The organism is Enterobacter sp. BNK-22 (assembly GCF_048684805.1).
Taxonomy (GTDB): Bacteria; Pseudomonadota; Gammaproteobacteria; order Enterobacterales; family Enterobacteriaceae; genus Enterobacter; species Enterobacter quasiroggenkampii.
Genome location: NZ_JBLQTT010000002.1, coordinates 17,266 through 39,619, shown reverse-complemented (window position 1 = coordinate 39,619; position 22,354 = coordinate 17,266). Strand labels below are relative to the sequence as shown.

General features: G+C 49.4%; 25 protein-coding genes and 3 pseudogenes. 14 read left to right on the top strand and 14 right to left on the bottom strand.

All coding sequences use genetic code 11. The annotated features are described in order from the left end of the window. Nucleotides 1-145 precede the first annotated feature (145 nt). The 7 genes and pseudogenes from ACMGGE_RS22425 to ACMGGE_RS22395 form a co-directional block, all read right to left on the bottom strand. On the bottom strand, nt 146-559 hold the full coding sequence (locus ACMGGE_RS22425; protein WP_248223303.1) for an Ivy family c-type lysozyme inhibitor: 414 nt from the start codon (nt 557-559) through the stop codon (nt 146-148). Between the two features lie 328 nt (nt 560-887). Then, a pseudogene (locus ACMGGE_RS22420) lies at nt 888-1,463 on the bottom strand (hypothetical protein). Nucleotides 1,464-1,513: 50 nt separating this feature from the next. Next, nucleotides 1,514-1,621, bottom strand: a pseudogene (locus ACMGGE_RS22415) (lysozyme); the annotation flags it as partial. A 77-nt stretch (nt 1,622-1,698) separates the two neighbouring features. Further along, nucleotides 1,699-1,992, bottom strand: a complete 294-nt coding sequence (locus ACMGGE_RS22410; protein ID WP_420290650.1) for a hypothetical protein — start codon at nt 1,990-1,992, stop codon at nt 1,699-1,701. Nucleotides 1,993-3,047: 1,055 nt separating this feature from the next. After that, on the bottom strand, nt 3,048-3,662 hold the full coding sequence (locus tag ACMGGE_RS22405) for a histidine phosphatase family protein (RefSeq protein WP_407859543.1): 615 nt from the start codon (nt 3,660-3,662) through the stop codon (nt 3,048-3,050). Between the two features lie 204 nt (nt 3,663-3,866). Further along, nucleotides 3,867-4,469: a site-specific integrase gene (locus ACMGGE_RS22400; protein ID WP_420290649.1), complete on the bottom strand. Its 603-nt coding sequence runs from the start codon at nt 4,467-4,469 to the stop codon at nt 3,867-3,869. Nucleotides 4,470-4,538: 69 nt separating this feature from the next. Then, nucleotides 4,539-5,447: a LysR substrate-binding domain-containing protein gene (locus ACMGGE_RS22395; protein WP_420290648.1), complete on the bottom strand. Its 909-nt coding sequence runs from the start codon at nt 5,445-5,447 to the stop codon at nt 4,539-4,541. Nucleotides 5,448-5,612: 165 nt separating this feature from the next. Here ACMGGE_RS22395 and ACMGGE_RS22390 point away from each other — a divergent pair, with 165 nt between their 5' ends. The 3 genes from ACMGGE_RS22390 to ACMGGE_RS22380 are packed head-to-tail and all read left to right on the top strand — an operon-like array spanning nt 5,613 to nt 7,330. After that, nucleotides 5,613-6,146 (top strand): sugar ABC transporter, encoded by a 534-nt coding sequence (locus ACMGGE_RS22390; RefSeq protein ID WP_420290647.1) that lies wholly within the window; start codon nt 5,613-5,615, stop codon nt 6,144-6,146. 4 nt (nt 6,147-6,150) lie between these two features. Then, nucleotides 6,151-6,477, top strand: coding sequence for a hypothetical protein (locus ACMGGE_RS22385; protein WP_420290646.1), 327 nt, complete (start codon nt 6,151-6,153; stop codon nt 6,475-6,477). Between the two features lie 13 nt (nt 6,478-6,490). After that, on the top strand, nt 6,491-7,330 hold the full coding sequence (locus tag ACMGGE_RS22380) for an MBL fold metallo-hydrolase (RefSeq protein WP_420290688.1): 840 nt from the start codon (nt 6,491-6,493) through the stop codon (nt 7,328-7,330). Between the two features lie 142 nt (nt 7,331-7,472). Here the strand turns inward: ACMGGE_RS22380 and ACMGGE_RS22375 are convergent, their stop codons facing one another. Both ACMGGE_RS22375 and ACMGGE_RS22370 read right to left on the bottom strand, forming a co-directional pair. Continuing rightward, nucleotides 7,473-9,005: an EAL domain-containing protein gene (locus tag ACMGGE_RS22375; protein ID WP_420290645.1), complete on the bottom strand. Its 1,533-nt coding sequence runs from the start codon at nt 9,003-9,005 to the stop codon at nt 7,473-7,475. Nucleotides 9,006-9,202: 197 nt separating this feature from the next. Then, nucleotides 9,203-9,507 (bottom strand): annotated as a pseudogene (locus ACMGGE_RS22370) (hypothetical protein); the annotation flags it as partial. 1,283 nt (nt 9,508-10,790) lie between these two features. On the opposite strand from ACMGGE_RS22370, the gene ACMGGE_RS22365 reads away from it, so the two are divergent. Both ACMGGE_RS22365 and ACMGGE_RS22360 read left to right on the top strand, forming a co-directional pair. After that, nucleotides 10,791-11,009 (top strand): hypothetical protein, encoded by a 219-nt coding sequence (locus ACMGGE_RS22365; protein ID WP_412730771.1) that lies wholly within the window; start codon nt 10,791-10,793, stop codon nt 11,007-11,009. 441 nt (nt 11,010-11,450) lie between these two features. After that, nucleotides 11,451-11,885 (top strand): SRPBCC family protein, encoded by a 435-nt coding sequence (locus ACMGGE_RS22360; RefSeq protein ID WP_420294202.1) that lies wholly within the window; start codon nt 11,451-11,453, stop codon nt 11,883-11,885. A 65-nt stretch (nt 11,886-11,950) separates the two neighbouring features. Here ACMGGE_RS22360 and ACMGGE_RS22355 read toward each other — a convergent pair whose 3' ends face one another. The 4 genes from ACMGGE_RS22355 to ACMGGE_RS22340 all read right to left on the bottom strand — a co-directional run bounded on the left by ACMGGE_RS22355 (nt 11,951) and on the right by ACMGGE_RS22340 (nt 15,198). Beyond that, nucleotides 11,951-12,694, bottom strand: a complete 744-nt coding sequence (locus ACMGGE_RS22355) for an SDR family oxidoreductase (RefSeq protein WP_248059275.1) — start codon at nt 12,692-12,694, stop codon at nt 11,951-11,953. 57 nt (nt 12,695-12,751) lie between these two features. Next, a complete protein-coding gene (locus ACMGGE_RS22350; RefSeq protein WP_420290644.1) occupies nt 12,752-13,855 on the bottom strand; it encodes an alkene reductase in 1,104 nt (367 codons plus the stop codon). Between the two features lie 55 nt (nt 13,856-13,910). Further along, nucleotides 13,911-14,492 (bottom strand): TetR/AcrR family transcriptional regulator, encoded by a 582-nt coding sequence (locus ACMGGE_RS22345; RefSeq protein WP_420290643.1) that lies wholly within the window; start codon nt 14,490-14,492, stop codon nt 13,911-13,913. A 64-nt stretch (nt 14,493-14,556) separates the two neighbouring features. Next, on the bottom strand, nt 14,557-15,198 hold the full coding sequence (locus ACMGGE_RS22340) for a TetR/AcrR family transcriptional regulator (RefSeq protein WP_420290642.1): 642 nt from the start codon (nt 15,196-15,198) through the stop codon (nt 14,557-14,559). Nucleotides 15,199-15,285: 87 nt separating this feature from the next. On the opposite strand from ACMGGE_RS22340, the gene ACMGGE_RS22335 reads away from it, so the two are divergent. The 7 genes from ACMGGE_RS22335 (at nt 15,286) to ACMGGE_RS22305 (ending at nt 19,271) form a co-directional block, all read left to right on the top strand. Beyond that, the gene (locus tag ACMGGE_RS22335) at nt 15,286-15,936 is read left to right on the top strand and encodes a TVP38/TMEM64 family protein (protein ID WP_420290641.1); all 651 of its coding nucleotides are present in this window, start codon (nt 15,286-15,288) and stop codon (nt 15,934-15,936) included. A 1-nt stretch (nt 15,937) separates the two neighbouring features. Continuing rightward, complete coding sequence (locus ACMGGE_RS22330) at nt 15,938-16,321, top strand: nuclear transport factor 2 family protein (protein ID WP_420290640.1); 384 nt, start codon at nt 15,938-15,940, stop codon at nt 16,319-16,321. A gap of 69 nt (nt 16,322-16,390) precedes the next feature. Continuing rightward, nucleotides 16,391-16,777, top strand: a complete 387-nt coding sequence (locus ACMGGE_RS22325) for a nuclear transport factor 2 family protein (protein WP_420290639.1) — start codon at nt 16,391-16,393, stop codon at nt 16,775-16,777. Nucleotides 16,778-16,825: 48 nt separating this feature from the next. Then, complete coding sequence (locus ACMGGE_RS22320; protein WP_248059284.1) at nt 16,826-17,485, top strand: NAD(P)H-binding protein; 660 nt, start codon at nt 16,826-16,828, stop codon at nt 17,483-17,485. Nucleotide 17,486: 1 nt separating this feature from the next. Next, nucleotides 17,487-18,167, top strand: a complete 681-nt coding sequence (locus tag ACMGGE_RS22315) for an NAD-dependent dehydratase (RefSeq protein WP_248059285.1) — start codon at nt 17,487-17,489, stop codon at nt 18,165-18,167. 34 nt (nt 18,168-18,201) lie between these two features. Beyond that, on the top strand, nt 18,202-18,642 hold the full coding sequence (locus tag ACMGGE_RS22310) for an SRPBCC family protein (RefSeq protein ID WP_342124039.1): 441 nt from the start codon (nt 18,202-18,204) through the stop codon (nt 18,640-18,642). 20 nt (nt 18,643-18,662) lie between these two features. Continuing rightward, nucleotides 18,663-19,271 carry a flavin reductase family protein gene (locus ACMGGE_RS22305; protein WP_420290638.1) on the top strand — a complete coding sequence of 203 codons (609 nt, stop codon included), beginning with the start codon at nt 18,663-18,665 and terminating at the stop codon, nt 19,269-19,271. Between the two features lie 24 nt (nt 19,272-19,295). Here ACMGGE_RS22305 and ACMGGE_RS22300 read toward each other — a convergent pair whose 3' ends face one another. After that, nucleotides 19,296-20,165, bottom strand: a complete 870-nt coding sequence (locus ACMGGE_RS22300) for a LysR substrate-binding domain-containing protein (RefSeq protein WP_348556753.1) — start codon at nt 20,163-20,165, stop codon at nt 19,296-19,298. Between the two features lie 202 nt (nt 20,166-20,367). Here ACMGGE_RS22300 and ACMGGE_RS22295 point away from each other — a divergent pair, with 202 nt between their 5' ends. Both ACMGGE_RS22295 and ACMGGE_RS22290 read left to right on the top strand, forming a co-directional pair. Beyond that, nucleotides 20,368-20,793 (top strand): VOC family protein, encoded by a 426-nt coding sequence (locus ACMGGE_RS22295; protein ID WP_004946583.1) that lies wholly within the window; start codon nt 20,368-20,370, stop codon nt 20,791-20,793. A gap of 110 nt (nt 20,794-20,903) precedes the next feature. After that, the gene (locus ACMGGE_RS22290; RefSeq protein ID WP_348556752.1) at nt 20,904-22,163 is read left to right on the top strand and encodes a cation:dicarboxylate symporter family transporter; all 1,260 of its coding nucleotides are present in this window, start codon (nt 20,904-20,906) and stop codon (nt 22,161-22,163) included. Nucleotides 22,164-22,354: the final 191 nt, after the last annotated feature.

Genomic DNA, 22,354 nt, shown 5'->3' with positions numbered 1-22,354 from the left:
ATAGCGGGACTATCAATAACAGAGGAGTTCATTGCTAAAGTTAAGCGAAATGAGGGTGCGATGTGAGCAACCAACACACTGAATGGCGATTGATTTGTATTTTGAAGCTTCAAACTAGTGGATTACAGTTTGAAGCTTGGGTTATTTAATTGCCGTACAGCCGATTGAAAAGCGCATTTTTCATCGCATCAGAATCAATCGGATCCACGTTTAACCAGGTCAATGTCTCACGATTCTTTTCTGCATTGAAATCAGAAAAAACACCATGGATATCACCGCTATCAGGTGAGTAGAGAACAGCAATATTCTGTTCTGGGCAACTGTGTGGTTTACACCCTGACAGGGCAATATACTTTTTGCCTGCAACTGTAACTTCGGTTGATGGCGTGCTCGTGCCACCATTTTTTACCCATGCAGGTAGTTTGTTTTTACTAATCAACTGAGAGTAGCTTTTAGAGGTGCTTTTTGCACTGGCGAAGTCAGAAAGATACTGCCCCTCGTTGGCAAGAGCACTGAACGAAACCAAAGCCATAGCAGCGATAATCACTTTACCTTTCATGTTAATCCTCATTCCATAAAGACACATCAACTCTATACCTTTGCAGTCGCTATGTCAGCCCTATGGATAATCAGAACATTTGATGTTTCTGCCCAGCCCAAATGATCAGGTAAGGATTATCCTAATCGCTACCGCTTATGCTTGTTGATTACTAGCTATTTGCCAGGCTGTTTAGGACTCTGATGAGGAGTTTGCCACTCCAGGGAAGCATCTATAAAAAGAGCAAGTGAAACTGAGACTCTGGTAGCCCTCCATGCGGGGGCTTTTTTTCAATGCTGTGCCACGCTTGTTAAATATTGAGTCTTTTCTACAATTTAATAGTGCTTTGCTATGTCAGGTAAAGCCGTCGTTCAGGAATACCCGTGTGCTCAAGGACGAGCCATCCCTGGTAATTTCTTTCCAGCTCGATCTGCCTTATGCCAGCGAAATTATTGTTGCCCTTCTCAATTACGGCCAGTAGCGGCATTATCCACGAGACCGCCTGACAGTACGTCATTGATCTGGCAGCAGCGGCACGATCATCGGCTGTGTCAGGTCTGTTGGTATCGGTGTGCAAGGCGCTGGCACGTAAACGGTGCGCGTATTCGAGCAACCCGCCAGCGATATCAGCAGAAACAGGCAGATCACAGGTTTTTTCACGGCGAAGAATCTCACGGTATTCGATTATGGTTTCTTCTGTACTGGTGTCGATCAGGGAGATAAGTCTGTTGGCATGTTCTGCAACCTGATTGAACCGATTAAAATTGAATGCCTGAGTAGCGATTAACTGCTCCTGCAGAGCATTGTCACTGCGAAGAACTTCGTTATCACTCTATAGGACATTGGCGTCTGAGCAACTTTTACCGAGTGCAGCTGATAGACCAGCATTAACCACAACCACGATTGGTAAAAGATTAAATTTCACTGGTCTATCCCCCAGCACGCCAACGCACTTTCCTGGTCTCGCCGCTCTACCTAACCGTAGCATCCATTCTTCTGGCCTTTAGTCATGCGGCAATCGCGACCACCGTCTTTAATCCACCAGCGAATTGCCTCGCATGCCCCGTGGCGGTCACCTGAATTATCGAGAATGACGGATGCCGGTGCACCAGCCAGTACGAGGCCCAGAACTGCTGTACTCGACTTTGCTCTGGATCCCATCACTCACCTTCCATTTGTAAGGCCTCAACGACCACGCTTGCAGCAGCTGGACGCTCGTTTAGGGATTTATCACCAACGCCTTTCAGGTAGTCATTGACCATTTTTGTTCGCTTCTCATCCTCTCTACGCCTGCGGTTTGCATCTACCCGCCCGTTAATGTAGGAGATAAGCAGACCAGCAGCGCCAAAGAACATGGACACCAGATCCTGAGTGGTAAATTCAATGGCTGACGCCAGAGCTGCTACCCACGCGAAGAACTGCGTGAAGATGTTCCCTGAATCATTCAATTTCATGGTCTCTCACCTCGCTAAGTGCGAGTGCTGTAGCTAGAAATAAAAAAGGCTGCCAAACGGCAGCCTGATGATGATAGATACTCTCCGGCGCTTCTTTCTTATTAGGAAAGCCATAGATTAAACAATCCTTAAGGAGAGTCATTTATACAAAAAATAATTAACTATCCACATAGTTTAAAAATGTTATTATTTACATTAAGTCATGGCTTTAGCTTTTGTGGATAAAAGAAAGACAAACGGGCAGAAGATGGAATTATTATTGCGGAGAGGAGTGATGTCGTTCTCCGCGCTTTTTTATCTCAAACGAGCTTGTATTGTTTCGAGGATCGTTTTGCTAAAACACATACTGAGGATTAGCACCCTTTCATAGCCCTGAGAACACTTACAAAACACAAAGGAAAAAAAAGCCTGCTCGGAAAAGCAGGCATAAATAGCTAAGTTGACAATAACTGAGGGAGTGGTGCCGGGTGCCTCCCGGTGGAAATGATCACAGCATTCATTTCCGCGCGCTGGTTAGACACTCTGGAGAAATGTCCTGCTGAACCGCCCCTCCGCTTAGGGAGATCCACCACAAAAAAGCTTTCAGAAACATCCATTCCGAAGGATGCTTAAGAAGCATATGTGCAGTATTGAGAATCTGCCACGTACTCGTTTGCTAACCAGATGGGACACACAAATTCCCAGATAGTTTTCAACGTCTATGGTAAATGGATGTCGGAACAAAACGGAGGCCGGGTAGCTCTGCTGAACAAAAATTTTGACTTCAATGCCCCACAGATGCCCCACAATAAAGTGGCCGGAATATTATTGAGTTATATTACATCCACTTATTCACATGTTAGTGTTTTATCATCACCAGTCTCACTTCTCCTCCGCCAGAATCCGTAAAATAACCAAGTCGGATCCCCACATAAAAGCCGGTTAAGCAAAAAGGTGAATGCGATTTTGGCGAGGCCTAATAGGAGGGATTACTGCAAGGGGGTATCGTCATTTATGAGCGAGGAGCGGACATCGTGTTACGGTAAGATCGCTGAACTCAAATGGCCACTAGAAACCTATCGTTCAAGTAGGTGTGTGGCAATTCCCCATCTGAGCGCAATGCATTTTCCATCAAAAAAATCTAAAACGGAGTAACTTGCATTGGGGTGAGCATATCGGGAAAAGTTATCGATAGTCCCTTCTTTAAGTATTGCCAGCACTCCCTGACTGACATGCCCATGCGAGACGATACATACGCACTGATGTTCTTTGGTGCCTTGCAGGTTTTGTAAGAAACTTATTACGCGTTGAGTTGCCTGTGCTAATGACTCTCCCTCTGGCGGACAATACTCTGCATCAAGTTTGAATAACGCATTTGCATCGTTCGGATGGTGTTGCAGGAACTGTGCCGTTGACATGCCTTCAAACTGACCAAATGCCTGTTCTTTAAGGGCGGTTTCAGCTACCAATGAGCAACCAAAGCACTCAGACAGGCTCTGTCCCATTTGCCAGGTACGACCAAGTGGAGAAGCGTAAACACGTTCAATCTGGTAATCACTTGCGGCAAATGCTGCCAGTAAGGCTGATGTTTGGCGCTCCCCCCGGTGGGTCAACGTACTATCGCTCTGCCCCTGAATAACGCCTCTCACATTCCACTCTGTTTCTGCGTGTCGAACAAGAATCACTTTCATCGTTATTGGACCATGCATGTTGTTGATTTAAATGTCCTGGAACAAACATACCAGCCTGCTGCAGCGGAATACTATCTGTTCATGATGAAAAACAGGAACAAGTGTAGCTGAAGGCGAACCGGGATGGCCTATCTTACGAGGGATGCATCGAACGTAAATAATGTCCGCTCTTGGCACAGGGCTGCTGTTGCAGCCCTGACAACCTTAGACTTCAATCGATTCAGAGATCTCTAACGCATCATCGACTTCAATGCCCAGATAACGGACTGTGCTTTCCAGTTTCTTATGGCCTAATAGAAGTTGAATCACCCGGAGATTCTTGGTTTTCTTGTAGATCAGATAAGGTTTTGTTCTTCTCATGGAATGTGTGCTGTAAAGCGAATCTTCGAGACCAAGCTTTTCTATCCACCCATGAAAGATTCGGTTGTATTGCCGGGTTGATATGTGCTGGTTAGTTCCGACTCGAGACCGGAACAAGAAGTCTTTGCTATGCAAATTGCCAAGCTTTATCAATGCAGCAACAGCTTCTCTTGTTCCTTTAGTTATCTCAAATTGCACAGGGCTACCGGTTTTCTGTTGCAACACCGTTGCTCTGCTTGAAACCAAGCTACCATATGCGACATCAGATACTTTGAGTTTGACCAGATCACAGCCTCGAAGCTTACTGTCCAGGGCCATATTGAACAGAGCTAAATCGCGCGTTTTACCTTCCAGTTCAAGCCGGATTCGGATCCCCCAGATATGAGATATCTGAAGTGGTCTTTTTTGGCCGATGATACGGTCTTTGTTCCACGGTGACATGTTCATACTCAAATCTCCTGCAATGTGGGAGATTTGAGTATGGTTGTCCCTTATTAGCGAGAAACAGACGTAATGTCATCGTTCGGCATTAAAGCTGATGGGCATATTCATTTCAGCAAGCAACCAGCATTCAAAACTTTCCAGCGCAGCCTCATTGATTCCCGTTTCCGTCGGTTTTACTAAACAGAATTTTTTACTCAGGCAGTCTGAGGCGGGCCATGGCGAAACAAGCATACCGCAACTTAATTCGTTCTCGACATACATACGCGGAACCAATGCTACGCCGTGTCCTGCGATGACGGCAGCGATAGCCATTTCATGAAGATCGTACCGCACACCCTGAGCCGGATTATCGAGGTGTATTCCACTTTCCCGGGCATAGTGATGCCATGCATCAGGATTCTGTCGACGGTGAATGCGCGGAAGTTCGTTTAACTGTCTATTGACATCAATATTAGTTAACAGTGCGGGATTGCAAACAGGAAGCAGATTTTCCTGAAACAGAAACTGCATACGCATGCCTGCCCATGCGGAATGTTCAAAATGAATGACCGCGTCAAAGCCACTGCCTGGCAATATGAACGGATCCGTTCTCGCCGCAATATTTAACGTTATATCCGGGAACAAAGAGTTAAACCCGCTCAGGCGGGGAATGAGCCAACGGCAGGAGAAGGTCGGCAGGACAGCAATATCCAGACTTTTACTGCCCTCAGGCATTCCCATTATGTACTGCGTATCTCTTTCGAGCCGATCGAGCGTTTCACGTACGTGATGTGCATAGCGCGCGCCAACAGGGTTAAGCTTTACCCGGCTTCCCATACGGTCAAACAATTTACAGTTCAGCAACGTTTCAAGACGCGCAATCTGACGGCTAATCGCCCCTTCCGTTAAGGATAACTCCTCTGCGGCACGAGCAAAATTGCCGTGCCTTGCGGCGGCATCAAAAGCCTGCAGGGACGCACTACTGGGTATTTTTCTGCGCATAAAACCTGTTCCTTGCTCAATGCCTGCAATGTGCTCTCATTGATTTAATGTCACTAACCAGTGACATATTATCGTTTTTAAGCGGCACATACAGTCTGTAGCATGACATAAAATCATTGAGCAAATCTGTTTGCTTGCGTTTATGACTCATAGAGAGATGGGCTTATGTTCTATACCGTGGAATGCTCGTATAACGATCCTGAAAGCGAGGCAGAATGGAATGCCTTTTACAGCCAGCAAAAACTGCCCGCATTGATATCTGTTGCTGGCTTCACGACTTCTCAACGCTTTCGCGCCTTAACATCCGGCTGTCCTGTTTACCTGGCCATTCATACGATTAATGATGCGGAGATTCTCAGCAGTGAGGATTATCGTTTAAAAGGGGGCGGTAATTTCTCTCATTGGCAGGTCTACATTACGGACTGGCATCGTAACCTCTATGAAGGCCAGGGCCTTGCTACACCCATCTCTTTCGATAACATTCTGCTATTGAGCGCAAAGCCAATAGACTTTTTAGAGACAGAACAGGGATATCAGGGGCTGGAAATGCATGCAGTGGGGCTGGATAAATCCCCTGACTATCGCGTTGCATATGTCTTGCCTGTTGAGATGGTCCCGCTGTTTACAGAGGTATCTGGAGTGTATCTCTACGAACCTCTGACACCTCAGTTGCAGAGCCCTGATAAAGGGAAGCCATAACATCATGCCTAATCTGACTTTTTATATTTCTGAAAATCACTCTGACAAGTTTAAAAATCTTGGTGATTTTACCTATAAATGCAGCGCCCTCTGCTGTGACATCCTTGATGCAGAGCCCAAAAACGTTCATATCGTTTTTGTCGATGTTAAGCCGGGATGCGGGCACCCGGTCTATGCCGAGCTCTTTTATCGTCTGACAACATTGCGAACCCATGAAGTCATGGAAAACTTTATGCTTGAACTGGAATTTGTCACTCATCAGGCCTCTGGTCTGACGACCCGTATTCGCTGTTTTGGCTATCCAGCAGAACACCTGTTCGCCCGCAACTAACCTCGAGGAAATGATGAGCCATCCCTTTCCGTTCTGCCAGATTGGCGATTTTCAAATAACTGCGCTGAGTGACGGCAATATGACGGCGAGTCTGGATTTGCTGTCAGGCATTGAAAAAGCTGATGCGGACGTTATTCAATGCCGTGCCGGAGTCAGTGAGCCCGGCGATATCCATATAAACTGTTATCTTATCCGCGGTCTGGGTCGGATCATTTTGGTTGACGCTGGCACAGGCCCGTTGAACAACATGGCAGGACAACTCAACGCGAACCTTGCTGCTGCGGGTGTAAGCCCTGACGACGTCGATACTGTTTTATTGACGCACTGCCATCCGGATCATATTGGAGGCCTGCTGGATTCTGAGAAACAGCCTGTTTTCAAACATGCTGAAATTTTTCTTCATCCTCTCGAAGCGAGACACTGGCAGGATGATAAAAAACTCAGCATCGCAAATGAGCGCGGACAACGTAATTTTTGGCTGGTCCGCCAAACCTTAGACGCTTATGCCCGTAAGGTGCGTTTTTTTAACGGCGACAAAATAGCAGAAGGTATTATGCCGGTATGGCTACCGGGTCATACGCCTGGGCATACCGGTTTTCGCATCGATGCGGATGATAAATGCTTATTAATATGGGGAGACATTGTCCATTATCCGCATATTCAGTCAGCGCAACCGGCTGTTTCTATTTTATTCGACACTGATGCCGCTCAGGCTGAGGAAACAAGAAAGAAAATTATGAGAAAAGCCGCCAGCGAAAAAATGATCATTGCCGGCATGCATTTAAGTCAGGCTGGGTTTGCCAGTGTTCTCAGGGAAGGCAGTGGCTACCGCATTTCATACTCTGAAAAATGATTGGGTAGGCCCGGCCGGGTTGTTATTCATTTTCATTGTTCAAGGTCAATAGTGTCCGTTTATGGCACGAAGCGGACAAGGCAGTTGAGTTGAAGGTCGGCAATGAGCGAGGAGCGGACGTTTCTTGTGAACATCCAACTGTTCATTCAACCTTCACTCTCACTTTAGGTTTAGATAACAAAATCATTATTAATTCAGAAAAAGGAACTGGCTTAAAGAAATAATATCCCTGCATAAATAAGATATTGTTCCTGATTAGATAGTCAAGCTGCTCTTGCGTTTCTACACCTTCTGCAACAATGCTTATTGAAAGTTTTCGCGCAAGGTCAAGGACAGAATCCAGTATGAGAGTCGAGTCCTCATGCTCATTAACCCGACTTACAAAAGTTTGATCAATTTTGATGTAATCAATATTGAGATCCTGTAGGTAGGAGAGCCCTGAGTAGCCGGTTCCAAAATCATCAAGTGCAATGGAAAAACCATTTGCATGCAGTTCATTCAGGGTTTGAGCAAGTTTTTCATCGATATTCAGGGGCTCACGCTCGGTTACCTCAATGACAAGTTTCAAATCGTGCCGACTGAAACAATTCTTATATTTCAAACACTCTTCCACAAATGTGGGCGCTGCGATATGAGAAGGGTTGTAGTTAATCCCAACATGGAATCCTTCTGGTATTTTACTGGCAACGGCGTTCAAATTAGACACTACTTGGGCCATAAGGCTTTGCGTTAACGGTACTATCAACCCTGATTTTTCCGCCAGAGGAATAAATGAAGCAGGAGAAATATACCCTCCGTTCGGATTCTTCCATCTGGCCAACACTTCAACACCACGAAGTGTGCCATCTTTGCCATTTACGATAGGCTGATAAAAAGGGACGATATCCCCCTTGGAAATGGCCCGACCAAGCGCTTCTTCAGGGAGAGTAGTTTTAGTAAGATATTTATTAAGGATGTAGGCGGCGAGACAGGACATCAGCAGTAAAAACAGCAGTATCCCCCCAGCCTGACTGATCATATTCTGCAGGTTCTGCATGCTGAAAAACGCAACGTAGTTGTAATCAATACTGAAGGGATATTCTGAGTCCCTAACGTGTGCAGAAAGATGTTGCGTTTCGTTTACCTTAGTGACATCACCGGACATACCTATTACGTTATTCCCTACCCTTAGGGCGTATCCTAGGCCTTTTAATGGGATATCCAGCGCATCCCTGATATGACTATCGCTTACTGTGACTATGATACGGCTGTCAGCGTATTTGGTCTGAACGAGAAGAACAGGAAGACCGTCAACTGTACTGCTGGAAGGCACAAGTAACAGTTGGGAATTCGGCAATGCGTTAATGTTAACCAGTAGTACGCGATTTCCCGGTAGGGATGAACACCAGACTGCTCCCCTCCTGACTATAATGATAGTTCTGAGATGGGGGAGGAGTGCTGCTAAAGTACCAAGCTGATATTGCTCTTCCGGGCCACAGCCTTTTTCGGCAATACCCATCGCCGTCCGGTTAGCAAGGCGGGCTTCATTCAGAATCACTGTCATATTGTTTGATACATACCTTGCCCCAGCAAGACCGTCTGCGCGAGTGGTGTACCAGACCTGTGTATTAAGAATGAATAACCCCAGGATAAACATTGCCACGGCTACGGCGATGGGAAGAATTGCATTGCGCATTTACGTATCCTGGGATGTCTGATTAGACTACTATGGAGCATCGAAGTGCCCAATTCTGTAATTACAAAAAGCATGGTTGATAAGATAAAAATTAACCATGACAAACATAGAAATATTTTGCACAAAGCGAGCACTTTTCCTGAGACTTCGTTTTCAGATACAGGGATGTGATGCTACCCTGATCGCCTTAGAAATCTTTACTTCCGCTTATGGCGCAAGGTTGCTGTTATAGCCCTGACAATCTTATACTCCATCGACTCAGATATCTCTAACGCATCATCGACTTCAATGCCCAGATAGCGGACTGTGCGTTCCAGTTTGTTATGGCCAAACAGAAGATGGATCCCCTTGAGATTCTTGCTTTTCTTGTATCTCAGTTAAGATTTTGTTCTCCTCACGGAATCAGTGCCTTACAGCGTGTCATCAAGACCAAGCGTTGCTGCCCATCCATGATAATGCGATTGTATTGTCGGGATGAGATATGTTGGTAAGAACTGGCCCGCTATTGGAACATAAAGTCTTAGCTGTGCAGAAAATAGCCTCCCCTTTAATTGATTTTAAAAATTAATAGTTTTCTTGTTATTGTTTTATATATAACACAAAAGAATTACTAGATTGTTAATCATGGCTCGTCGTGTATATTGTATAAAGAAGATAAAGAATATTATCGATGTGAAATTCTTGACGGGATATTCGATGTCGATTATCCCGTTTTTTTTTGAAAAAAATCCTCTAGATTTTTGTATAAAAAAATCGAACAACTGCTTAAGGAAAAATGTTCTTTTATAAAGATACGTTAAGATGTGGTGCCGGGTGCCTCCCGATGTATCTTTACCAGTCCTGAGATACGCGAGCATATTGCATTTTGACTGGTTCGCCCCGCCGCTGAGGGGGATTCACCACTTGATAAAGTTAGAATAAGATCATGTTTTCGTCAATATGCAATTCTTCGAGAGTTAATGGACGCATTTAATATTTTTTGTCATCTAACGGTCGTTTGATTTAAAGAAATAACCATCTGCAGATGAGTGTAGAGGTTGCATGAATTTCCGATTTTATTGCAAAAAAAGAATTCTAATATTTCTTTTAAAATTCACACACTAACTTTTTGAGTGCGTGCAAAAAAAACCGTGTGCTTAACACGGTTTCTGAAAATCAGAAAAGGTTGCTTTACCATTCATGTGCTTCATAAGAAGCTTATTCATTATAAGCTACAATCAAAAAGTATGCTGAATTTTTATAATAAATGTAAGTACCGATATCTTTTCTTTTCCCCTCTTAGTAGGCAGCAAGATTGCAGTTAGCCTCAACGAAAGATTATTTGTATTATAGAACAATCGCTTGCTATCTTTTTTGGTGACATCAACGATGTAAGCACAACTCGATAAGGGTTTCGTTCAACTTTAGCGGGCAACAAAAACCATTCACTGCTTTTGAGTTTTTCCCGTATCGATTTTGAATTGTTTGATATTAATCCTCCGCTGCGACCTGCTCTCCGTTAACTAGCAAGGACTTACATTAGGAACGTCTGCTCATGGCACAAAGCTGACATCCCAACCTGTATCAGATCATTAAAATTGCCATAAGTTAAGCTAGTAACTCTCTGGTATGACGTATCGCTTGCGCATCAGGCTGGGCAACCAAATTTGATGTTCGCTGAAAGCTGGTTGATCCTAGGCTAAGCGCTTCATGCTAAATTTTAGGCGAAGGAATAACAGACGTCCTGTCCATTGCGTGTTATAACCGAGGTTGAAAACCGGCACACTGGCGGTTGAGAGGCATCGCATGAAATTTCAAATCACAAGAGCAATTGGCCTCAGTAAGCTTTCTCCACGTTGGGTTAAGGTTATCTGCTTACGGCTAATTAAAAATGATATTGAACGCTCTCTCAACGCTCTTCTGGTCAAAATTGATGAATCTGAACTCTCTACGGAGCAACTTAAAGCGTTTAGGGAATGCGTTGAAAGAATTAATCTGGCACGGGGTAAGGGAATGCAGGCGTGAGCACTTTTAATTAAGCATTTTTCGATGTTGCTTTGGTAATGATGGCTTTTATCCAAAAAATTTGGCAGGCGAATCGTAGTCTAAGCGTTTGATAAAAGGTAAGCCCAAACCGTATATGCGCGGCGCGTTTGCTGCGCAAGTTTCGCGGACAGGCTGGCACCAGCGGAGCTATCGAAAGCCACATATGAACCAATAAAGGCTGATGGAAGCGCATAGAGATGAAACTGTCCGCTATGAGCGAAAAGCGGAAGTAGTGTTGTAGATAGTTATCAGGTCTGAGTTAATTAATTATCAGTAAATCAGCGTTTGTGAGTACTCAAAGTATCTGGCTGAGAGACAATCCAGTTGACTTATTATGTATCGATCACTAAAAATATAAACACATTACATAGTGACCGATACAAAAAGATTTGTGGTCGTAATCAAATTGAAGAGAGAATCATGGAAAGCACTGTCGCATCGCTGGTTATACCGCGCAATATTGAAGAAGTCTGGGAAATTATTGAAAAGTTTCACGCTCTGTCAGCATGGCATCCTGCCGTAGTCAGCAGTGAGTTCGAAGAGGGTTGCACAGAAGATGTGGTAGGAGCCGTTCGCCGCGTAACCCTTGGAAACGGAGCCACGGGAACCGAAAAGTTAATCCGTAAAGACAGCAAAGCATATCTGCTGACCTATTCCTTTGAAACAGCACCTCTGCCTGTTGAAAATTATCTCTCCACCATTCAACTGCTGCCAACCTGCACTCCGGGACACACGCATGTTGTCTGGTCAGCCTCTTTTAACTGCAAACCGGACTTATGCAGCGAGATGCGCAGGGTGCTGGAAAATGATGTTTATCTGGCTGGAACTAAAGCCTTGCAGACCGCGTCGGTCTGATGACGATAGGCTGACGACTTTTATTTCAGAGATGAAGTGGCAGCCAGCCGGCTGCCATTGTTGATTTACCAGTTCTGCTTAGTAGGGGACACGATGAGATCGTTAACGGTCACGTTTCTGGGCTGGTTGAGTGCATAGACCACCGCATTTGCCACATCCTGCGGGCTGATAGCAATTTTTGTCAGCTCCTGCGCCACCTTACGCCCTTCCGGATCGCTCACTTTATCAGCCCATCCTGTGTTAATTACGCCAGGACTGATGGTATTGACCCGGATGCCTTTATTCACGCCCAGGTCTTTACGCATTGATTCTGTCATGGCGTGAACAAAGAATTTGGTCGAACTATACACACCCGCGCCGGCGTCAACCTGGTGGCCTGCCACAGAAGCCATGTTCAGGATCTGGCCGTCACTTTTGCTGAGCATAACCGGGAGTACGGACGCAATGGCGTTCAGATAGCCCTTGATGTTGACGTCGACCATCTTGTTCCAGTCGTCCCACGCGATGTCACTCCAGGCTGAAAAGAGCATCAGCCCGGCGTTGTTAATCAGGATATCAACGGTACCGAAGGTATCGGTAGCATGCTTTATCAGCGCCTGTGTATCTTCAAGACGAGTCACATCCGTCACCAGACCGGAAGCATGGCCACCGGCTGACTCAATATCCTTTACCAGCTTATCGAGACCGGTCTGATCAAGTGCCGCGGCTACGATATTCACACCATGACGTGCAAGTTCCAGCGCGGTCGCGGCACCAATGCCCGATGACGCACCAGTAATTACCGCGGTTTTGTTCTGCAGATGATTCATATTCTTATCCTTTGGGATGAGGTACAGGCGGCGGGCAGATCCCGCCGGTTGTATTTATCAGTAATTCGCTTCCGGCCAGTCGGTGTAACCTTTCGCGCCGCCACCGTAGTAGGCTTCCTTAGGCGCGATGGTCAGCTCGGCGCCATAACGCAGACGCTTAACCAGATCCGGATTGGAAATAAACAGGCGGCCAAAGGCAACGGCATCGATGACCCCTGCATTACGGCGGCTGATCGCCATTTCGAGGTCATAGTTGTTGTTACCGATGAACGGACCGCTGAACTGCGCACTCAGCGCATCCATATCCACGTCGGCAGGCACGTCACGCGACGTTGCAGTGGCACCCTCAACGAAGTGCAGGTATGCCAGATTAAAACGGTTAAGTTGCTGGATGAGATAGCCATACATCGCCATCACGTTGCTGTCCGGCGGCGTGTTGCCTGCGTCAGGAGTTACCGGTGACAGGCGGATGCCTACGCGGTCATTGCCCCAGATGTTGACGATCGCTTCAGTGACTTCCAGCGTCAGGCGCGCGCGGTTTTCTACAGAGCCGCCGTAGGCGTCGGTACGATGATTGGTTGAGTCGCGCAGGAACTGATCGAGCAGATAGCTGTTTGCAGAGTGCACTTCCACGCCGTCAAAACCTGCGCGCAGGGCGTTTTCTGCGGCACGCTTATACTGCTCAATAATGCCCGGGATCTCGTCGGTTTCGAGCGCGCGTGGCGTCGATACCGGTACGAAGCCATTGACGGTATAGGTCTGGCCTTCGGCCTTGATTGCGGAGGGGGCGACAGGACGCTCGCCGTTGGGCTGCAGTTCAACGCTTGAAAAACGGCCTACATGCCAGAGCTGACAGACGATTTTACCGCCTTCTGCGTGAACGGCATCGGTGACCTTTTTCCAGCCTGCGACCTGCTCTTCACTCCAGATACCCGGCGTTGCCGCATATCCGCGGCCCTGAGCTGAGATATTTGTCGCTTCTGAAATAATCAGTCCAGCGCTGGCGCGCTGAGCGTAGTATGTTGCATGTAACTCATTTGGTACACCATCTTCACCATAGCGGCTACGGGTGACAGGCGCCATAACGATACGATTAGCCAGCTGAAGTTTCCCCATAGTCACAGGGGAAAAGAGATCGGTACGGTTACTGTTGTCAGTCATGATTACTCCTAAATAGTTGACCGGTCGTCTAGTAAATTGGCAGAAAAAAATGCGGCTACGCGAGCAGCCGCTTTGTTGCACTCATTGCTTTGTCGAACGCCTGTTCAGGCGTATGAATTTTTGCCATCAGGGATGCGCCCAGCCACAGCTGGTAAAGCTCTTCTGCAAGAGCCTCTGAATCCACACCTGATGGCAGGGAGCCATCCTCCTGCCCCTGTTGTATGCACGCCGTGATCCTAAGGATAATCTCATGGGTTCCGTTTGCCAGGACGCTTCGCATTTTGTCGTACTGGTCGCAGACTTCTGCCCCGAGTTTGACGACAAGGCACTTGCTTTCCGGCAGATCTGCTCCCTGTGTGGCCTTCCAAAACGTAAAGTAGCGCAGCAGCCGCTCTCTTGCGGGTTGGCTGCCGCACAACTGCTCTTCAACCTGAACGAGATAATGAGTGAAGTAATGTTCCAGCAAAGCTTCAGCAAACTCTTCCTTGGACTGGAAGTAGTAATAGAAGGATCCTTTAGGAATGCCAGCGGCTTTGACAATCTCAGCAAGGCCGACGGCGCTATAACCTTTATGGGTGATAAGCGTTCGGGCAACATCAATGATGTGCTGACGCACGTTAGCCGTTTGTTTTTTCATAGTCCGTATAGCTTAGCTATAAAACTGACCGGTCGTCTAGTGTTACAGTTCGCATTTTGTGCGGTCACTGTTTTCTGCAAGGCAGCAGACGCGACGCATACTGGCCGGTTGCTCTGAGGCTTTCCAGTGTGGCGCCATCTTTCGCCTCGATCGACATCCCCTCCAGAAGCGTATTCAGCGCGGTGGCCAGCGCGGCGGTGCCGGTACCTGCAGGTAACTGCTCTTCATGTACAGCCCTGCGCAGTCGCTTTTCAAACAGGTCTTTTCCTTCCTGCCTGAGTATGCTTACCGCCTCCACAACGTCAGCAGACTCCTGAGAGACGTTGATGGCCGCAAGGACCACCATGCAGCCACAAGGTGCGGAAGGCGAAAGCAGAATATCAGCCGCTTCGCTGAAGAACTTATCAATCGCCCGCGTGATATCTGGCTCTTCTTCAAGCCGCTCCCAGGTTGCCTTCCAGTAGACCCTCTCGTAATAGCTCACGGCCTCCAGGAAAAGTTTTGCCTTGTTACCGAAGGCGGAATAAAGGCTGGGCGGATTGATTTCCATCGCAGCGCAAAGCTCGGCTACCGATGCTGGCTCAAACCCTTTACGCCAGAAAATGTCCAGCGCCCTGAGCAGGGCCCAGTCACGATCAAAGCTGCGCGGCCGGCCTTTTGGCTTCTCGCCAGTGGCACCTGCGTTTTTCGTCTTCATGTCGGGCATAAAATCATTCTCTTGACATATTACATAGCGATCACTATACAATAATAACATTACTTAGTGACCACTACACAATTATATGAGCCCCCTATGTCAGAACTCGCGTTCTCCTTCAGCCATTATCTGCAGTCCTCCGGAGAGGCAGGGGTTGTGTTGTATTTCGTTATTTTTGTCACGGCCACGCTGATGTTTTTCCCGGCTTCTCTGCTGGCCGCGCTGTCCGGGTGGCTGTTCGGCGCTATCGGAGGAGCCGTGCTGGCTCTGCTGGCGGGCACCACCTCCGCTCTGGTCGCGTTTTGCCTCAGTAAAAGTCAGTTATTTCCGGTCGCATCGCGCGCTGCAGGCCGGAACCGCTATCTGAAAACCCTGCTTTCACTGTCGCATAACAATGCCCTCCTGCTGATCTTGTTGCTACGTCTGAGCTCGGTCCTGCCGTTCACGCCGCTAAATTACGTGCTTGGGGTCAGCGGTGTATCGCTACGAAAGTACGCCGCAGCGACGGTGTTTGGCCTGATCCCCGGCACGTATGTGTATGCCGCTGCCGGGAGTGTTATTTCTGACGTCCAGGTGCTTCTGCACGGCGGTTTCAGCGCCGGGGATATTTTACAGCGAGCGGATGTGTTAACCGGCATGGCAGTTGCTGTGGCGGGTCTGATGCTACTGTTTGTCATAAAAAAGATTTTCAACCGCATAGCGGGCATCCGTGCGGATACCCGTAACAACACAATCGGAGACAGATGATATGACCGACTTAACTTATGTGCAGGAATATAACGCTATCGTGGAAGTCCTCAGCAAATATAACGAAGGCGGAAAGCAGGCAAAGAGTGAGGTAATGAAGCCCGCTTTCAGCGACCAGGCCACGATTTTTGGTGTTGACGCTGATGCAAATCTCACGGGCGGTCCGATCCAGGGCCTCTTCGACACCATCGATACCGCGTTCCGACCTTCACCGGAGGCGAAGGCCGCCATTGTATACGTCGACATCGTGGGCACCGCGGCAAGCGCGCGTATCGATACCGACGATATTTCAGGCTTCCGTTTTACGGACTTTTTCAACCTGCTGAAGGTCAACGGGCGCTGGATCGTAGTGAGCAAAATTTACCATACCCACGCCGCTTCCTGACATCCGCCATTCTCCCTTCATCCGTCGCGTCTGACCGCCAGACGCGGCGAAACCCAGAGAGGAAAAAACATGAGCCAGAATATCAAAACCGTCCCTGTTTCTTCCTATGAGGCCGTTCTCGACACGGCGCGTCGCTACGTTGACGGCCTGAAAAAAGGCTGCGCCGAAACGGTGGCAGAAGCGTTTCACAAGGACGCCGTCATGTATGGCTTTACTGACGGTGAACTGCTGGGAGGGTCTGTCGACAACCTGTATAAATTCGTCCGTGAAAACGGCAGTGCGCCAGAGATTGAAACGCATCTGGATGTGCTGGCCATCACTCCGACCACGGCGGTGGTGCGCGTGGACATGGAAAAGGATGCTATCGGCGCCGACTATAACGACTACCTGACCCTCATCCGCATCGACGGTCGCTGGCAGGTGATTGCGAAAGTCTATCACCAGTTTACGGGCTGACTGGCGGCAGTTTTTTAGCAAAAAACAGGTCTCGCAAAGGAGTTATCCATGAGTACGGTGTTTATTATCGGCGGCGCAGGCAAGGTGGGCCGGCGCCTGGCCAGAATTCTTACGGAGAAAGGGCACGCTGTTCATGCGCTGCACCGTCAGCCGGAGCAAGCGCAGTTGATTCGTCTGCAGGGAGCAAAGCCCGTCAGCGGGAGCCTGACGGAGCTGGATGCCGCGGCTCTGGCGACCATGATGAGAGGCTGCGATGTGGTTGTCTTCTCGGCCGGTGCCGGCGGCAAAGGTGGCCCGGAAATGACGAACGCCATTGACGGAGAAGGGCTTAAGACGGCCGCAGAGGCGGCCGCGATGGCCGGCATTTCCCGCTTCCTGCTGGTTTCGGCCTTTCCGGAGGCTTCAAGAAATGAATCCACCTCGGCGTCGTTTGAAAACTATATGCGCGTGAAAAAGCAGGCAGAAGTCGTGCTGGCCGCAAGCTCGCTGGACTGGGTCATTCTGCGCCCCGGCCTGTTGCTGGATGACAAAGGTTCAGGATATGTCCGCGCCGGGCTGGCCATACCTTACGGGGAGGTCGCCCGGGATAACGTGGCGGCCACGCTGGCTGAAATTATCGCTCAGCCCCGCGTCAGCCGCGTCATCATTGAGCTGACCGACGGTGAGGTGCCGGTACGAAAGGCGGTTCAGCAGATGGCGGAACGCTGAGATGGACTGGTCCGCTGATTCAGAACCGGATATGCGGCTACTGCTGCTCGGTGCAACGGGGCTCGTGGGCAGTCATGTCCTGCAACAGGCGATGTCCAGCCCGCACATCGGTACCGTTATTGCGCCGACGCGAAAACCTCTCGCATGGTGCGCCACAGGCCATACCCGGCTTATTAATCCCCTGATCGACTTTGATGCCCCCGACGCTGACGCTCTGGAGTGGCGCGTTGACGCGGTTATCTGTGCGCTCGGCACAACAATTGCCAGAGCCGGCAGCCGGGAGGCATTCCGGCGGGTTGATTATGACTATCCTCTGATGTTTGCCCGGCTGGCACGTAATGGCGGCGCCTCAGCGTTCGCGCTGACCTCGGCGACCGGCGCAAATGTCGGCTCCCGATTCTTTTATAACCGGGTGAAGGGGGAGCTTGAACAGGCGCTAAGGCACGAAAATTTCCCCTCACTGACGCTGGTCCGTCCCGGCGTTATTGCCGGCGATCGGGCTGAATCCCGCCCGGGTGAAACGGCGCTGAAGCAGGCGCTCAGGCTCTTATCGCCGGTTCTGCCACGCAGCTGGCAGCTCAGCCCGGCTGAAGACATAGCCCGCCATCTCCTCAGAGCTGTGACCACACCCAGGTCGGGCATTCATATTGTTTCTGCGGGTGAAATAAATTCTGCAAGATAATTTTCTGAAGATGAATGATTAAGAAGGAACCGTAATGTCAGTAGTGAACTTTAATGCCGTGGTTAACGCCCATGCGGACCGCGTATGGCAGACGCTCAGCCAGTTCGGACGCATCAGCGACTGGCATCCTGCTATCTGCAGCAGCGAAATCGAAGATAATCAGCCCGACGGTCGCCCGGGCTGCCGGCGCCGACTGGTACTTGAAAACGGCGATGTCCTGCGCGAAGAGCTCCTCATGCTGGATGCAGGTAAGCGGGCCTTCTCATATCGCTTTATTGAAGCCCCGCTGGCCGTAGATGGCTATGTGGCAACAGTCAGCCTCATTCCTCTGAGCGATAGCGACGAAACGGTCATTGCCTGGCAGGCGAGTTTTGAAGCCCGGTCCCGCAACGAGGTGCAAGCGATGGAGGCGAGCGTTCTGGAGCTGATAGCGTCAGGCCACCGCAGCCTCGCTGCCTACCTTGAAAACCTGTAACGTATTAACGGAGCCCGGAAATGCTTGACTACATTGTGCCCGTAGAGCCAGCAAAGGCCTACAGGCTGATAAATCATGGACCGGCAACGCTGGTCTCTGCGCGCTATAACGGAACGGACAACGTCATGGCTGCGTCATGGGTCTGCGCCCTGGATTACGAACCGGCGCGACTGACCGTCGTGCTGGACAAGACCGCATTCACCCGCGGGTTGATTGAAAAAAGCCGTTCCTTTGTTATTCAGGTCCCGGTGGCAGGCCAGGCCTCACTCGTGCACTACCTCGGTTCACATTCACTGTCCTGCGAAGCGGATAAACTCGCTCAGTCCGGGGTGTTGCTGTTTGAACTGCCCGGCGCGGATGTGCCAATGGTGTCAGGATGTGCCGCGTGGCTGTATTGCGAACTCATCCCTGAAGCACATACCCAGCAGGCCTATGATTTATTCATCGGAGAAATAAAAGCGGCCTGGGCTGACAGTCGCGCTTTTAAGGACGGACACTGGCAATTTGAACGGGGAGCGGCGGACTGGCGAAGTCTGCACTATATCGCGGGCGGCCACTTTTACACTACCGGCGATCCGCTGGACGTGCCGGACGCGCCGCTGCAAACGCCCGGAGAGCCGCAAGGCTGAGTCTCACGCTGTTGCCGGTCGAGTTTACCGCCCCGCCTGCAGGATAATCTGCTCGGAGATCCGCCTGACGTTATCGTCAAGGTTTTCAAGCGGGCGGTGAATAAGCCCGACGTCCCGGTAAAAAACCTTCTCATTCAGACCGATGGCCCTGACGGAGGCCGGCCAGCGCCGCCAGTTGGCCGTCCGGGGCAGCAGAGCAACCCCCATGCCATTACTGACGAGCTTGAGGATGGCCTCCAGCTCGTCCACCTCGCAGATTTCGTTGACCGAGAGATTCATTTCGCGAAGAAAGCGATCAACCTGGCGTCCACCGAAGGACGAACGATCGTAGCGGATAAAAGGCTGGTCGCTCAGCAGAGCGGCAATATCGTTACCTGCCACATTTTTCGGCACGATGAGGTGAAAAGGTTCATGTGCCAGCGCACTCCACTGCAGCCCTGTCGGCAGCGCAAACGGAGGTTTCAGCACCGCGGCCATATCTATTTCACCGGCGTCCACAAGGTTAATCAGTTCCATCGACAGGCCCGGTATAACGCGGATACGGCAGCCGGCGCTGTGTCTGCAAAACGCCGTCAGCGCATCCGGCAGCAGCGTACGCTGTATTGAGGCAATTGCGCCTATCGTGATGGTCTTACCGGGGGTAGCCAAATTCAGTCGCTCACCCAGCCCGTCATACAACGCGAGGAGTTCCTGTGCCTGAGAGATCAGTTGTAGCCCTTTCTGGTTCAGACGTGCGTTTCTCCCCGACCGGTCAAACAACGGGAAGTTTAAGTCGGCCTCCAGCCTCTGCATTTGGGCGCTGACGGCCGCCTGCGTCAGACCAATTTTATTGCCAGCCGCCGCAAAGGTCCCTTCCTTTGCCACCATCAGAAACGTTTTCAGTTCACGGATCATCGCGCTCACGATACACAAATATTATTTGTTATATATAAAGATATAAATTGATTTTAATCAAATTAAATTATCCATAAGCTCATTTGTGACGGTAATGTTAATGCGGGAAAGTACTGAAACCCGGCTGTGCATTGAACATTACGCCTCCCTAAATTATCGATCTTGCCGCAAGCAGGCTGATCTTCTTACTGAGGATGCATAAATGAGCCTTTCCCCCTTCCATCTGGCGATTCCTGTCTATGATCTGAAAGCAACACGTCGTTTTTACGGCGAGACCTTCGGCCTGAGTGAAGGCCGTTCGAGCGAACAGTGGGTTGACTTTGACTTTTACGGTCATCAGCTGGTCATTCACGAACATCCTAAAACCGCATCGCAGGAGAGCGTGCATTCCAACTCCGTCGACGGTCACGACGTACCCGTCCCGCACTTTGGCATCATCCTGAAGTGGGAGGAATGGGAGGCACTTGCAGAACGCCTCAGATCATTTAACACCAAATTTGTAATCGAACCTTACATCCGCTTTAAGGGACAGGTCGGAGAACAGGCCACCATGTTTTTATTCGATCCCTGTGGCAACGCGCTTGAGTTCAAAGCGTTCAAGGATATGAGTCAGCTTTTCGCAAAATGATTACCCGGCACGGCCTGAGGCCGTGCCATACCACTCCTTCACCCGAATTTTTTAAGCGTGGCTTCTGCCTCTTTCGGGCAGAAGTTGCCCCTGTTTAAACTGAGGGCGTAATGAAAAAAATAACACTGGTCTGGCAGATAGTTATTGGACTTGTACTTGGAATAATTGTGGGATGGTATTTTAATACGCACCCTGAGTATCAGCAGTGGGTCAGCCACGAAATCCTTAAACCGCTGGGCGATATTTTCATCAAAATGATGAAAATGGTCGTGGTGCCTATTGTCTTCTGTTGCATGATTCTGGGCATAACCGGAAGCGGTGACAACAAGTCGTTCGGACGAATGGGCGCGAAAGCGCTCGGTTACTTCTTTATCGTCACGGGGCTGGCCACCATCTTTGGACTGGTGCTGGCTAACCTTATTTCCCCAGGCGAAGGCACCAGTATTCAGGGAATGGCGCACGGCGACGGACACATGAAAATGGAGCCGGCGCGGGGCGCATTGATTATTCTCCAGAATATCGTTCCTGATAACCTGTTTGTTGCGCTCTCCGAGGGCAAACTGCTGTCAGTTTTGTTCTTTGCCGTGCTGTTTGGCCTGGCGCTTAATGGCCTTCCCAGGGATAAAACAGCCCCGATCCTCAGCGTTCTCCAAAGCGTATCAGATGGCATGTTCAGGGTGGTGTCCATTGTCATGGCCTACGCGCCGGTTGGCGTCTTCGGCATGATTGGTGCCACCGTGTCCACTTTTGGTTTCGCTTCCCTTCTGCCGCTGATTAAGCTTGTAGGCACCGTTTATCTGGGTCTGGTTTTATTCGCCCTGATCGTGCTGGGCGGTATCTGCGCGCTGATCGGGGAAAACGTCTTTAAGCTGATAAAACATTTTCGTCAGGAACTGGTGCTGGCATTCTCAAGCGCCGCTTCTGCAGCGGTTATGCCACAGCTGATGTACAAGCTTGAACGCTATGGCGTACCGGGTCGGATCGTCAGCTTTGTGGTGCCCGTGGGATATGCTTTTAATCTTGACGGCGCGTCGATATTTCTCGGTGTGGCGACCATATTTGTGGCTCAGCTTTACGGCATTGACCTGACGCTGATGCAACAGATCATTTTAGTTGTCACAATGGTGCTAACGTCGAAAGGAGCAGCCGGTGTGCCGGGGTTTGCCATTCTGATTCTCTCAGCCACTCTGGCGTCTGCGGGATTACCGCTTGACGCCGTTGCCTTGATAGCCGGGATATTCCGTATTATTGACAGCGGAACAACAACCCTCAACGTCCTGGGAAATGTTGTTGCTCCATTAGTCATTAACCGGTGGGAAAAAGAACCACGAGCCTTTGAAGGCTCTCAGCCGGACCTGAATAAACGCTGATACGAGAATTAAATGGGAACATTGTATGTTCCCTGTAACGCTACCTTACTTGTGCTTTGAGCGAAAAACGGACCTTCAAATCCGAACCGGTTCAATTGATTAACCTTGGCTGTCAGTCAAGCCATCGTTAACATGAATCCGATCGAAAATTCCTTATTGCATTTTTACAAATACGCAGTGGCAAGAAAGAT